We start from the raw sequence: 12,668 nt of genomic DNA, 5'->3' as shown, positions 1-12,668 counted from the left end.
GGCCTGATTGTGCCCAGATGTCGTTTTTTCGCCCAAAAGGACCTGATTTTTGATGCTGTTTAACCTGAAAAAGTTCATTGGCGCCATTTTAATGCCGTTACCTGCGCTGCTGCTACTCATGGGACTGGCGCTGTTACTGCTCTGGTTCACCCGTTGGCAAAAAAGCGGCAAGGTCATTTTGACGCTGAGCTGGCTGTTTTTGTTGCTTTTCAGCCTGCAACCCGTGGCCGATAGACTATTACGGCCAATAGAATCAGAGTATGTCACCTATCGCGGCACTGACCCGGTAAACTATATCGTGGTACTGGGGGGTGGCTATACCTTTAATCCGGACTGGGCACCCAGCTCTAATCTGATCGGCAACAGCTTGCCAAGGGTAACAGAAGGCGTGCGCTTATATCTCACGCACCCTGGGGCGAAAATGGTGTTCACCGGAGCCGGTGGTCCGCATACTTTGAGCAATGCGGCGACAGCAGCGCGCGTCGCGGAGAGTCTGGGTGTACCGAACAGTGACATTGTATTGTTGGATCGCCCAATGGATACAGAGCAGGAAGCATCACAGGTATCAAAACTGGTTGGCCAGCAGCCGTTTATTTTGGTGACGTCGGCTAACCATTTGCCAAGGGCCATGCGTTTCTTTGAAGCAAAGGGACTTCACCCAATCCCAGCACCAGCCAATCAGTTGGCCATCAGCTCGCGTTTGAATATTTGGGATCGCGTAGTGCCGTCGGCAATGTTCCTTAGCCACAGCGAGCGCGCCTGGTATGAGACACTGGGCAGCCTCTGGCAGTGGCTGAAAGGAGCCGATGAAGTTTCTGTCGACTAACTGGCCTTAACCGGCAAGCCAGGGCAACAGCTGTTTTGAGGCATAATCAAAGGGTTGTCGCTCAAGCTTGCCGGTATGGATCAACCGCCCAACCGCCTCCCACACCACATACAACCAACGCCGCGCCAGGAAGGACTCCGCAACGGGTGCCCGTTGCAAATAATAGAACAAGAGCTGACTTGGCATCCCCGCTTCACACAGGCGGAATAATTCATATTCACGTGGCGCCCACAGCATCATTCCTGGATTCAGCATTGCCAACAGCTGGTCACTTTTCGGATCTTTCAGCATGCTGCGCAACGACAAGTTGCCATGCACCAGCACGCAGGGATCGTCAAATCCGACAAAGAAATGGGTCAGCGCTTCGCGTGTACGGTACAACAAACGGCGGTCGGCCATGGTTAACTGCGGCGAGTTGAGGTTGCCGACCGTCGACCACAACACCTCGATCCGCTGTTGATACCAACAAAACCAATCATTTTCCTGGGTACTGTCAACTGTACCGACGCAACCATGACTGTCGATACGGTGCCAGGCCAGCACACCATCGACAATCTGTTCCATAAGCGAATTCCAGCGGTTCGGCGTACGCGTCGGTGCTTCTGCGGACACACCACGTAACCGTTCGATCAACAAAATTTCTTTATAGGGCGATTGATGGGTATAGACCACGCCATACACTGCGGGCAGGCGAATATCCCCTTCTCGCGACAGCATCGACAACTTGTAAGATTCTTGCTGGGCGATACCCTGACAGACAAAGCTTTTCGCCATCAGCGGGATCGCATGACCTTGTTGGTCATACAGCGAATACATGTGTGCATAAGGCTGTTCGCTAACGCGTTCCAGCCGGCTGATCGGCTCACCCAGCACAATACTCAGTTCGGCGCGTAACTGCTCCATAAAAAATGGCCTCAAGAGGAAAAGAAGAGACGCTGACATCATCGAACGGTGAGCAGAAAAATTCTTCAACGCAGATCAACAAAATGGGGATATTGAGAAGGGAAATCATGTCGCCGACGCGCTGCGTGACGCGCCGACGTTCAATGCTCAGCCTTTGATGCTGTCGCGCACTCGCTGCAGATCTTCCGGCGTATCAACACCCACTGTCGGCATTGCTTTGGCAACCGCTACGTGGATTTTTTCACCATACCAAAGCACCCGCAACTGTTCCAGCAACTCTATTTGCTCAAGTTGGCTGGGCGCCCAAGTGACATAGCGGCGCACAAACCCGGCACGATAAGCGTAAATACCGATATGGCGTAACAGGCTGTCACCGATGCTTTCTTTGGATTGCGCAAAACGCTCACGATCCCAAGGAATAGTGGCACGCGAAAAATAAAGTGCATAACCCTGAGCATCCATTACGACCTTGACCGCATTGGGGTTAAACGCTTCTTCTGCACTGTCGATGGGTACCGCAAGGGTCGCCATACCCGCTTGGCTTCCCGCCAGGTTTTCAGCCACCTGACGTACTATGACCGGTGGGATCAGTGGCTCGTCACCCTGGACGTTAACAATGATTTCGTCATCGCTAAAACCATAGTGCTCGATCACCTCCGCGAGACGTTCGGTGCCGGAATTATGATCGGCCCGGGTCATACAGACTTCACCGCCTGCCGCTTTCACTGCGTCAGCCACCGCTGGGTGATCTGTCGCAACAATCACGCGGCTAGCACCTGACTCACGTGCGCGCTCCATGACATGCACCACCATTGGCTTACCGTGAATATCAGCTAACGGCTTACCCGGCAAACGGGTTGATGCATAACGGGCTGGAATAATAGCGATAAAACTCATGCGTGTTTCTCATCCAATGACAGCGCCCGCGCTTCATTTTCCAGCAAGACGGGAATACCATCGCGCAGCGGATAGGCCAGGCCATCCACTTTACACACCAATTCCTGGTTTTCTTTATTGAAATAGAGCTTACCGTTGCAGACCGGGCAGGCAACGATTTCGAGTAAACGGTGGTCCATGCTTCCTCCAGGGTGGAGATCTAACTTACGGAAAGTGGATGAGGATAGCATAACGCTATGCGCCAGGTTAATCATCGGCTGTTTACCACGGCACTTTTAATCTGAAAAGGGGATTGAATTGCCTTCAACGCAAGCGTAGAATTTTGTGACTTGAATCACAAAAATAAATTTATCATGATCAAACGTATTCATAAGATCATCGCCCTGTTTGCCAACTTTAGCAACTGAGGCAACCCATTGTAACGAGCGGTGCTGGAATTCGTTTTACCCACGCCCATAGTGCCGTTCGTTATTCCACCACCCAGCCCTCTCCCCACTCAGCGGCCAGTTGCGCCGGAATATTGCCCAAAGTAACCTGCGTCGCCCCATGCCATTTCGCACTGCGCGTTATCGCCTGGCGAATATCCTGCACACGCTGTTTACCAAAACGAACCTTGGCCTGCGGATGGAAACTGATAATTTCAAAAACACCGTGCCGACGATGCATTTTTGCATCAATACGACCAATCAACTCACCCCGCTGCAATACCGGCAGCGTGAAGTAGCCATATTGCCGTTTTTCTTTTGGCGTATAGCATTCTAGTCGATAGTCAAAATTGAACAGTTCCAGCGCACGACGGCGATCCCAGACCACGGGATCGAATGGGGAAAGTAAGGTGGTCACACTGGATTTTAACGTTCCTTGTACTGCCAGTTGTAGTTCCTGCGACAGTGAATGGTGCACGTAAAACTCGCCGTCCAAGCCGTCGATCAATACAGGTAACACCTCGCCCTTTTGTTGTAATGACGCCAGCAGTGCTTTTGGAGCAACACGTTTCAAACGGTAGTAATCTGCCAACCATTCGGCCTTGAAGAGCCCCAGGAAACGGCAGGTGCGACTGAGCATCTCATGCCGCGCATGCTCGATGGGTAGAGTGTGTCGGCTATCATCCCAGTGCGGCAATAACCTTTCCGTTAAATCGTAGACACGGTGAAAGTTACGTCGTTCAGCGACCATCAACTTACCGGCGGTGAATAAAATTTCAAGATGACGTTTTTCCGGTTTCCAATCCCACCAGCCACTATTCCCTTTTTTCTCAGCGCTGAAATCCGCCGAACGAACCGGACCACCGACTTTAATATGTTCTAACAGCGACGCAATTGCCGACTGGTGCTCTTGCATCCATTCTTCAGAGTACTTCCATCCCATCCCCTGCGGCTGCAACATGCGATGACGCAACAGGCCAAAGTCTTCAATGGGTAAAAAACAGGCTTCATGTGCCCAATACTCAAACAATCGACGGCCCGCCAGGGCCTGCTCCAACCACTCTGGCTGGTAGTCACCCAGGCGACTGAACAGTACAAGATAAGGGCTACGTGCGACCACGCTGATGGTATCGATTTGCAGGAGCCCCATACGCCCAATAGCGACAACCACATCATCGGGTTTGGCTTTGCGTTTCATTGGGGATAACAGCCCTTGTGCAGCAAGATGGAGTGCGCGGGCGGCAGTCAGAGAAATAACAGGGGTAAGCATCCTGAAATCCGAAACGATTAAACAATCGTTTGATAATAGTGGATATCGGGAAATTTATCTTCGCCAGTGCTTGGGGTGGCGGCACCGGCACTGGCGAGGAAGGGGGTGGGTCAGAACGCGATAACGTCTGCCGCTGACAGCCCATGAGAGCTGCGATAGATCGAGAACTCGACGTTCTGACCTTCGTTTAACGATTTATTTTTTGTATTCGCGATAGCACGACGACTTACATAAATTTCGTCGCTGCCATCTACCGGTGAAATAAAACCATAGCCTGCAACCTGATCAAACCATTTCACACGGCCCATTTGTAACACAGTATTTTTAAACATAACTTATATCCTTTTACTTGAGCATCCTTAACAACGTCATTTTTATTATTGTTGGACGCTACCAGCCCATCCTAAAGTTTTTCGTAAGAAACCTCTCGTGAGCAAAAAATTAAAAAACCCGCACAATGGCGGGCTTGTTGAACTTAATATCTTCCGCAATGAATCAGCGTAAACGCCTCATCATGGTTGTATTAAGATCTCTTTACGTTATTCCCTGTTTACTTACAGAGCAACAACGTTGGCGGCAGCCGGCCCGCGCGGGCTGTCCTGGATGGTATACTCAACACGCTGGCCTTCAGCCAGAGTCTTGAAACCGTCGGTCGCGATTGCGGAGAAGTGTACGAATACATCTTTACCACCGTCGTTCTGTTCAATAAAACCAAAACCTTTGCTTTCATTGAACCACTTCACCTGACCAGTCTTCTTAGACATTAACATTTACCTTTTAAATATATATACAAAACCTGCCATAAGGCAATTTAGGCCGTTTTTAGAAACATTACTTATGGGAGGTACTTAGAAGGTTCGTCTTTGAAGCGGAATCAGATGATAACGTTTTGGGAGGAACTACTTAACTCTATACTCGAACATAAATAGGTCTGCATCACAGGCCGACTTGCATTTACTCATAAATCCATCATTTGCACAAGAGGTTTATTGCCCTATTTTTATCATTCCTACAGTTAATTTTTTATGTCTATGATTGTGCATGGATTAATTTATCTTTTTTTACGTAAAACTCTTAGCCTCATTGCCTTCTGGATGTCTATTTCACCCGTTATTCTTTGTTCAAATGAGAGCTAACGCATAAAAATCTAATATGCTTGCCCAAGCTATAACAAAACCTAATTCACATAGCTAAACTTGAGGTGAAAACAAGGCGGATGGCCTTTTAGCCAGTACTTTTACCGTCAAAAATAATATTTTTCAGATTATACTGAATGAAGGAGCTATGCGCATGACCGCCCAGCAGTTCGTCTCACCGAATGAAATCCGCGCCAGATTCTCCCATGCCATGTCAGATATGTACCAGAAAGAGGTACCTCTGTATGGTGATTTGCTTGAACTGGTGGCGGAGACTAACCGACAGGTTCTGCGCGAAGATGCCGCACTGGCTCATCAATTACAAATTACCGGCGAAATTGAACGGCTGGCTATGGAACGTCATGGCGCTATTCGGGTGGGTACCGCAGATGAATTAGCCACCTTACGACGACTGTTCAAGGTGATGGGTATGTCTCCTGTCGGTTACTACGATCTGGCAGTGGCCGGTGTCCCGGTACACTCCACCGCATTTCGTGCAGTACATGAAGATGCGTTGCAGATAAGTCCCTTCCGTGTTTTCACCTCACTATTACGACTTGAGCTGATTGAAAATCCAGAGCTACGCGAACTGGCACAACAACTGCTGGCTCGCCGCCGCATATTTACTGAACGGGCACTGGAGCTGATCGTGTTACAAGAAGCTCAGGGCGGACTGGACAACAGTCAGGCAGATGAATTTGTCGAACAGGCACTGGAAACCTTCCGTTGGCACAGCCGGGCGACGGTCAGTGCAGCCGAATATCAGCAGCTACACGACCAGCATCGCCTGATTGCCGACGTAGTGGCGTTCAAAGGCCCGCACATTAACCATTTGACGCCACGCACGCTCGATATAGACCTTGTCCAACAGTCTATGCCTAGCCGCGGTATCACGCCTAAAGCCGTCATTGAAGGCCCACCACCGCGCCGTCGCCCTATTCTTCTGCGTCAAACCAGTTTTAAAGCGTTGGAGGAAAACGTCAACTTTGTTGAACATGATGGCAGCGCCGTCTCCGGACACCACACTGCACGGTTCGGTGAAATTGAACAACGCGGCGTCGCGCTGACAACGAAAGGCCGTGCGCTGTACGATCGCCTATTACAAGCAACCAATGATGCTTTACAGGCACCGCCCAGTGAAAAAAATGCGGACCGCTACAATCAATTACTGGCGGAGCATTTCCAGGCATTCCCGGATGACTACGCGACCTTGCGTGAGCAACAGCTGGCTTGGTTCCGCTACTTCCCGACAGAATGCGGGCTGGCGGCAAAAGACTCGCTGGATCCGCACAGCACGCTAGAACAACTGATTGCGCAGGAATACATTCGTTTCCAACCCCTGGTCTATGAGGATTTTCTGCCTGTCAGTGCGGCGGGTATTTTTCAGTCTAACCTGGGTGAAAGTCGGCACGCGCAGTACAATGCGAGCTCAAGCAGAGCAGCGTTTGAATCAGCGTTGGGTGCGGCGGTGATCGATGAGTTATCGTTGTATGAACAAACGCAGCAGCGCTCGATAGAAACCTGCGCGCAAGCTCTGGGGCTTCACGCGCTGGCTGTTTGATTTACTTTTTCAGCAGTTTTTCAACGCTATGCAGCAGTTGCTCAGCCTGATCGGGGGGAAGTACCGCATCGACCGGTAAATACCACCAGTTGGGCTGGGCAAAAGCACGGCATTTGACTGCGTCCTTTTCAGTCATCAATAACGTTTGATCAGAGGATACCAGGGCAGCCAATGGTCCATACTGATATTCCTGATGATCGGCAAACGCCACTTCTTTTTCGACACCAACACCCAGCTTTTCCAACGTGGCAAAAAAGCGCGGTGGATGACCAATGCCGGCCATCGCCACCACGTGCGGTAGCTCAACGGCTGGCCTGCGCTCACCGCTGGCGATGTTCACCGCATCACGCGCCTGCAGTTGCATGGCGATTTCACCCGTCTGTGCCACACCCCCGTTAGCAATCAACGCATCCACGCTGTTCAAACGCGAAGCACGTTCACGCATCGGACCCGCAGGCAACCACCAACCGTTGCCAAAACGACGCACACCGTCAATGACAACCAATTCAAAGTCGCGCTGCAACGCATAATGCTGCAAACCGTCATCGGTAATGATCACATCAAGCGGTTGCTGCTTAAGGAGTGCTTGCACCGCCTCAGCACGCTTAGGTGAGATAGCAACTGGGGCACCGGTACGCTGATAAATCAACACCGGCTCATCACCCGCCTGCTGAGTAGTGGTATCCGCATTGAGTAACAGCGGATAAGTCTCTGCTTTACCGCCGTAACCGCGCGAAACCACACCTGCCCGGTATCCGCGTTGCTGCAACTGCTCCACCAGCCAGATCACCATTGGCGTTTTGCCATTGCCACCGGCGGTGAGATTTCCCACCACCACGACCGGCACCGGTGCGCGCCAACTTTTACGCAGGCCACACCGGTAACTGAGTCGAATCAGGCTGCTAACCAAACCATACAACCAAGACAGTGGCAACAACAGCAGATAGATCAGCGAACTTCCTGACCAGATACGCTCAATCATTATTGACCAAACTGCATGCGATGGAGCTGGGCATAAGCACCCTGCTTTTCGAGCAATACGGCATGCTCACCACGCTCCACGATACGACCATCCTCAACCACCAGGATTTCATCGGCCTTCTCAATAGTTGACAGGCGGTGTGCAATGACCAACGAAGTACGGTTCTTCTGTAATTCATCCAGCGCCGCCTGAATAGCACGTTCCGACTCAGTGTCCAGTGCCGAGGTGGCTTCATCAAGAATCAGGATCGGGCAGTCACGCAGCAATGCACGAGCAATAGCAATACGCTGACGTTGGCCACCGGACAGCATCACGCCATTCTCGCCGATGACCGTATCCAGGCCATTCTCCATTTTTTCAATGAAATCCATGGCGTAGGCCATACGTGCGGCCTTCTCAATCTCTTCGCGGCTATAGCGTTCCTCGCGCGCGTAAGCGATGTTGTTGGCAATAGTGTCATTGAACAAATGCACATTTTGCGAAACCAATGCAACCTGGTCGCGCAACGATGCCAACGTATACTCACGCAGATCGTGACCGTCCATCAGGATCTCGCCTTCCTGCACGTCATAAAAACGCGTCAACAGATTGGCAATAGTCGATTTACCCGAGCCGGAACGGCCGACCAGTGCTACCGTTTTACCTTCTGAAATACTCAGATTGATATCACGCAGCGCCGGCGTTTCTTTGCCTGGGTAGTAGAAAGTCACGTTACGGAATTCGATATCGCCTTTCGCCCGCGCAACTTCACGCGTACCGGTATCTTTTTCCTGCTCCATATCCAGAATCGAGAAAAGCGTTTGGCACGCTGCCATCCCACGCTGGAACTGGGCATTGACGTTAGTCAGTGATTTCAATGGGCGCATCAGAGCGATCATTGAAGAGAATACCACGGTGATAGTACCGGCCGTCAGGGTAGCCATTACGCTTGGGAAGCTGGCGGCATACAGCACAAAGGCCAGCGCCAGTGAGGCAATAAGCTGAATAATCGGGTCAGAGATCGAGGAAGCGGAAACCAGCTTCATACCTTGTTGCCGCATGCGATTACTGACGGAGTTAAAGCGGTCAGTTTCAACCTGCTGGCCGCCAAAGATCAGAACTTCTTTATGACCTTTAAGCATCTGCTCGGCACTGGTCGTTACCTGCCCCATCGTATTTTGCATGTTTTTGCTGATATTGCGGAAGCGTTTGGAAACAACGCGGATAGCAATAGAGACAACCGGCGCCAGTACGATCAGGATCACCGACAGTTGCCAGCTGTAGTAGAACATCATGGTGAACAGCGCGATGATCGATGCCCCTTCACGCACTACAGTCACCAGCGCGCTGGAGGACGATGACGCTACCTGCTCGGAATCATAGGTGATTCGTGACAACAAAGTACCGGTAGACTGCTGATCGAAGAACGATACTGGCATTCTCATCATGTGGCCGAACAGCCGGCGGCGCATATGCATCACCACCATGCCCGATACCCATGAAATACAGTAGCTGGAAACAAAGCCAGTTGCCCCGCGCACGACCATCAGACCAATAACAGCCAGTGGCATCCACAGCAGGATACTGCTTTCTGTTTTCCCAAAACCGTCATCCAATAAAGGTTTAAGCAAAGACAACATGAAGGCGTCGCTGGCCGCGTTCAGTACTAACGCAATGGCGGCCACAATCAGCCCGGTCTTAAAAGGTGTGATCATCGGCCAGAGGCGACGGAAAGTCTGCCAGGTGGAGAGATCTTTATCATTCATCATGCAAATACCAGCATCGGAAGAAATAGCGGCCTATTTTACTCATTATCACCCTCTACGCCAAACCGCTGATGGTACCAACGGGGCATTAATTGTTCACGAAAGCCTTTAATTTGCCAATTGTTGTCGAAAAAAAGTACAGATAACTGACCTGAGCGCGAAGTATCTCGCCATACGATGTCATTTGCCAGATATCTGGAGACGACTTTAGCCGCAGGTAAACGCCATTTATTGTACCGTGATGCCGACGCAATTGCCGCCACCGGCGCTACTGCACGTAAAAACGGCGGTGTGGATGAAGTTTTGCTGCCATGGTGCGGTACCTGCAGTACCGTAGCAGGCAATAAATGGCGTTGCGTTCGAACCAACTGTGTCTCCGCCCTTTTTTCTGCATCCCCCGTCAACAACACGCTGTACTTCCCATCATCGACGCGTATAACACATGAATCGTCATTTCCCGCCATTTTTACCGTCTTCGGCGGCCACAATACGTGAAACTGAAGCGATTGCCATTCCCAGCGCTCACCCGCTACGCAAGGTAAATGACCCGCACCAAATCGTGGGCTCCTTACCGTAGCCTTAGGAAATGCGCGTTGTATCTCGACTAGACCGCCGATGTGATCCATATGATCATGACTGATAATAATCTGCTCTACAGAAAGCCCCCGCCAGTTAATAAAAGGCAGAATATTTCTGGCTGCGGCACTCCCCGTCCCCCAACGAGGGCCAGTATCATACACGATTGCCTGCCCGTTCTTTTCAATCACCATCGCTAATCCATGCCCAATATCAAGCATGTCTACACGCCAGTGATAAGATGGAATTCTTTCACGCCACAGAACGCAACACACCACCAACGTTGCCAGCACCGACACATGACGCCACCACCAATGGAAACGCCAGAAAATCACCAATAGCCAACCGGCAACACTGACGACCAGCGATGCAGCACCGAGATCAACCCAGCCCCGTTGCAAATACTGTAATGGAGTAAATACCCATGCCAAGGTGAGATCCGCCAGCCACCAAAGCCCGGTACTTAATAGGGGGAACATACCGAGGACAACCGCCAGCAAAATTAGCGGCACAGTGACCAGAGAAACCAAAGGTACAGCCCAAAGGTTGGCCGGGATTGAGGTGAGCGTCAGCCCAAGGAACAACCCAGCCTGCATGGGGATCAATAATAACGTGATGCCACATTGAATATGCAGCCAGCGTAACGGTGCCCAATACCATCCTGTACGGAATCGAGGACTCAGCGGTACCCATTCGAACCAAAAAATCAGGCAAAATACAGCCGTTGCTGATAACCAAAAACTGTCAGACAGTACCGCCAGCGGATCGCAAATCAATATGACCCCGATGCACCACAGCCAGATTTGCCAGGAAGAGCAATGGATACCGCGTATACGTAACAGCATCCAGAGTGTCAACGCCAGGCCAGTTCTTACCGCAGGTGGATGCGCACCCGCTAACCAAACATAGCCTAACGCACCGAGCCAACTAATGATCAACGGGAAACGGTAGCTAATCAGGTTAGCAGGCAAGAAAAACTGCACGACCCGCAACACAGACCAAATTAAAATGGCCACCATTGCCACATGCAGACCCGAAATAGCCATCAAGTGGGCAATACCGGTTTTCAACATTAAGGTTCGTAGTGCCGGTTCCAGCGCTGCCCTTTCACCAAATGCCAGAGCAAGCAAAACAGCCTTATAACGCAGAGTTCCCATATTGCGTTCGGTATGTTTGATCAAGCGCTGCCGCCAACTGCAGCTTTGTTCCAGGAGAACAGCACTCTTAACCTGTGCAGTCAGTGGTTGTCGCTGCGCTATCGCCCAGCGCTGGCTGTCAAAGCCCCCTTCATTTAAATTGCCATGCATTGGCCGCAAGCGCAGTTGCAAACGCCAGCGTTGCCCGGCACACAGAGGGCGATCTTTAGGTTGCCAGAGGGTAGAGAACGCGATGGAGGGTACCAGCCACCGACCATCGATCTGCTCAATATGCATCACCGTCCGCTTGCGTTCCTCTGCAGACAAAGTAATGCTGCTGACCTGGACAACAGCGTTCATCACAGGCCCCTGACTCAGGCGGTTAATTTGGCCAACCAAGGTCCCCGCCGTGAATACGGCCCACAGAAAGCCAATGGCACTCCACGCCATAAACCGGCCTACAATGCCCTTACGCCACAGCCCAAGACAAACGGGTAACATAACCAGCAGCGTTATGCGCATATCGGGTACGTACGGCATGATAAGCAGCGGTAAAATACCGCAAATAACCGCGCTTATCGCCAGATCCAGCGAAGTCTTGATAGGCCTTTCTCCCGGTATAAGGCAGCTATCCAAGCCGCCGGTATCACGGGATTGTTCACATATAGATCAGCGTGTAACAGGTGTAATTAAAGTGTTCACGGCTGATGCCGCACAATAACGGCCGCCGTTGCTGTTACTACCTGAAGCTTGCGGTATCGCACGCAAGAAAATACAAAAAAACAGCGGGCCGGCCAAATGGTAGGCAAAAAAAAACGGCGCCCAAAGGCACCGTTTTATATTTTTTCACAAGCAACAACTCTATGGTAGTCAGCGACTAACCATAGATATTGGCACGGTCACGCAGCTCTTTACCTGGCTTAAAGTGAGGAACGTACTTACCGTCCAGCTCGACTTTATCGCCAGTTTTCGGGTTGCGACCCACACGCGGAGCACGGTAGTGAAGAGAAAAACTGCCGAATCCGCGGATCTCGATGCGCTCACCATCGGCTAGCGTAGCAGCCATATGTTCTAGCATCTCTTTCACTGCATCCTCAACGGCTTTCGCCGGTACATGAGATTGCTGGCCAGCAAGTCTTTCAATAAGTTCAGACTTGGTCATAGTTCCTCCAAGCTTTGCAGCTAAACTACCGTATCGGGGCGGTTAACAA

The 12,668-nt window shown here is 51.1% G+C and carries 12 protein-coding genes; 2 read left to right on the top strand and 10 right to left on the bottom strand.

What is annotated here, in order from left to right; translation table 11 throughout:
* Positions 1-52: 52 nt before the first annotated feature.
* Complete coding sequence (gene elyC / locus SGBXF1_RS08430; RefSeq protein ID WP_186428480.1) at positions 53-826, top strand: envelope biogenesis factor ElyC; 774 nt, start codon at positions 53-55, stop codon at positions 824-826.
* 6 nt (positions 827-832) lie between these two features.
* Here elyC and SGBXF1_RS08425 read toward each other — a convergent pair whose 3' ends face one another.
* The 6 genes from SGBXF1_RS08425 to cspE all read right to left on the bottom strand — a co-directional run bounded on the left by SGBXF1_RS08425 (position 833) and on the right by cspE (position 5,085).
* Positions 833-1,729, bottom strand: coding sequence for a YcbJ family phosphotransferase (locus tag SGBXF1_RS08425; RefSeq protein WP_037421965.1), 897 nt, complete (start codon positions 1,727-1,729; stop codon positions 833-835).
* A 147-nt stretch (positions 1,730-1,876) separates the two neighbouring features.
* Positions 1,877-2,626 (bottom strand): 3-deoxy-manno-octulosonate cytidylyltransferase, encoded by a 750-nt coding sequence (kdsB, locus tag SGBXF1_RS08420; RefSeq protein ID WP_037421962.1) that lies wholly within the window; start codon positions 2,624-2,626, stop codon positions 1,877-1,879.
* Positions 2,623-2,805: a Trm112 family protein gene (locus SGBXF1_RS08415; RefSeq protein ID WP_006320791.1), complete on the bottom strand. Its 183-nt coding sequence runs from the start codon at positions 2,803-2,805 to the stop codon at positions 2,623-2,625. Before SGBXF1_RS08415 ends, kdsB begins: the two co-directional genes overlap by 4 nt.
* 289 nt (positions 2,806-3,094) lie before the next feature.
* Positions 3,095-4,321 carry a winged helix-turn-helix domain-containing protein gene (locus SGBXF1_RS08410; protein WP_186428161.1) on the bottom strand — a complete coding sequence of 409 codons (1,227 nt, stop codon included), beginning with the start codon at positions 4,319-4,321 and terminating at the stop codon, positions 3,095-3,097.
* 110 nt (positions 4,322-4,431) lie between these two features.
* On the bottom strand, positions 4,432-4,653 hold the full coding sequence (locus tag SGBXF1_RS08405) for a cold-shock protein (protein WP_186428160.1): 222 nt from the start codon (positions 4,651-4,653) through the stop codon (positions 4,432-4,434).
* Positions 4,654-4,875: 222 nt separating this feature from the next.
* Positions 4,876-5,085 carry a transcription antiterminator/RNA stability regulator CspE gene (cspE, locus tag SGBXF1_RS08400; RefSeq protein ID WP_020826136.1) on the bottom strand — a complete coding sequence of 70 codons (210 nt, stop codon included), beginning with the start codon at positions 5,083-5,085 and terminating at the stop codon, positions 4,876-4,878.
* A gap of 526 nt (positions 5,086-5,611) precedes the next feature.
* Between cspE and hglS the strand changes: the two genes are divergently transcribed.
* A complete protein-coding gene (gene hglS / locus SGBXF1_RS08395; protein WP_186428159.1) occupies positions 5,612-7,018 on the top strand; it encodes a 2-oxoadipate dioxygenase/decarboxylase HglS in 1,407 nt (468 codons plus the stop codon).
* Position 7,019: 1 nt separating this feature from the next.
* Here the strand turns inward: hglS and lpxK are convergent, their stop codons facing one another.
* From lpxK to ihfB, 4 genes are all read right to left on the bottom strand, one after another.
* The gene (gene lpxK / locus SGBXF1_RS08390; RefSeq protein ID WP_186428158.1) at positions 7,020-8,000 is read right to left on the bottom strand and encodes a tetraacyldisaccharide 4'-kinase; all 981 of its coding nucleotides are present in this window, start codon (positions 7,998-8,000) and stop codon (positions 7,020-7,022) included.
* On the bottom strand, positions 8,000-9,748 hold the full coding sequence (gene msbA / locus SGBXF1_RS08385; protein ID WP_130380008.1) for a lipid A ABC transporter ATP-binding protein/permease MsbA: 1,749 nt from the start codon (positions 9,746-9,748) through the stop codon (positions 8,000-8,002). Before msbA ends, lpxK begins: the two co-directional genes overlap by 1 nt.
* Before the next feature lie 35 nt (positions 9,749-9,783).
* On the bottom strand, positions 9,784-12,078 hold the full coding sequence (locus tag SGBXF1_RS08380) for a ComEC family protein (protein ID WP_420329901.1): 2,295 nt from the start codon (positions 12,076-12,078) through the stop codon (positions 9,784-9,786).
* A 256-nt stretch (positions 12,079-12,334) separates the two neighbouring features.
* Positions 12,335-12,619, bottom strand: a complete 285-nt coding sequence (ihfB, locus tag SGBXF1_RS08375) for an integration host factor subunit beta (protein ID WP_004942652.1) — start codon at positions 12,617-12,619, stop codon at positions 12,335-12,337.
* Between the last annotated feature and the right edge of the window lie 49 nt (positions 12,620-12,668).

The sequence above is a fragment of the Serratia grimesii genome (assembly GCF_900186025.1).
In the GTDB taxonomy this organism is placed as follows: Bacteria; Pseudomonadota; Gammaproteobacteria; order Enterobacterales; family Enterobacteriaceae; genus Serratia; species Serratia grimesii.
The sequence above is the reverse complement of the archived record's forward strand: the minus strand, read 5'-3'. Positions and strand labels throughout refer to the sequence as shown.

What these genes read in the sequence shown, in the direction of transcription:
- elyC (WP_186428480.1), top strand. Translation starts at nt 53, where the DNA reads ATGCTGTTTAACCTGAAAAAGTTCATTGGCGCCATTTTAATGCCGTTA.
- SGBXF1_RS08425 (WP_037421965.1), bottom strand. Translation starts at nt 1,729, where the DNA reads ATGGAGCAGTTACGCGCCGAACTGAGTATTGTGCTGGGTGAGCCGATC.
- kdsB (WP_037421962.1), bottom strand. Translation starts at nt 2,626, where the DNA reads ATGAGTTTTATCGCTATTATTCCAGCCCGTTATGCATCAACCCGTTTG.
- SGBXF1_RS08415 (WP_006320791.1), bottom strand. Translation starts at nt 2,805, where the DNA reads ATGGACCACCGTTTACTCGAAATCGTTGCCTGCCCGGTCTGCAACGGT.
- SGBXF1_RS08410 (WP_186428161.1), bottom strand. Translation starts at nt 4,321, where the DNA reads ATGCTTACCCCTGTTATTTCTCTGACTGCCGCCCGCGCACTCCATCTT.
- SGBXF1_RS08405 (WP_186428160.1), bottom strand. Translation starts at nt 4,653, where the DNA reads ATGTTTAAAAATACTGTGTTACAAATGGGCCGTGTGAAATGGTTTGAT.
- cspE (WP_020826136.1), bottom strand. Translation starts at nt 5,085, where the DNA reads ATGTCTAAGAAGACTGGTCAGGTGAAGTGGTTCAATGAAAGCAAAGGT.
- hglS (WP_186428159.1), top strand. Translation starts at nt 5,612, where the DNA reads ATGACCGCCCAGCAGTTCGTCTCACCGAATGAAATCCGCGCCAGATTC.
- lpxK (WP_186428158.1), bottom strand. Translation starts at nt 8,000, where the DNA reads ATGATTGAGCGTATCTGGTCAGGAAGTTCGCTGATCTATCTGCTGTTG.
- msbA (WP_130380008.1), bottom strand. Translation starts at nt 9,748, where the DNA reads ATGATGAATGATAAAGATCTCTCCACCTGGCAGACTTTCCGTCGCCTC.
- ihfB (WP_004942652.1), bottom strand. Translation starts at nt 12,619, where the DNA reads ATGACCAAGTCTGAACTTATTGAAAGACTTGCTGGCCAGCAATCTCAT.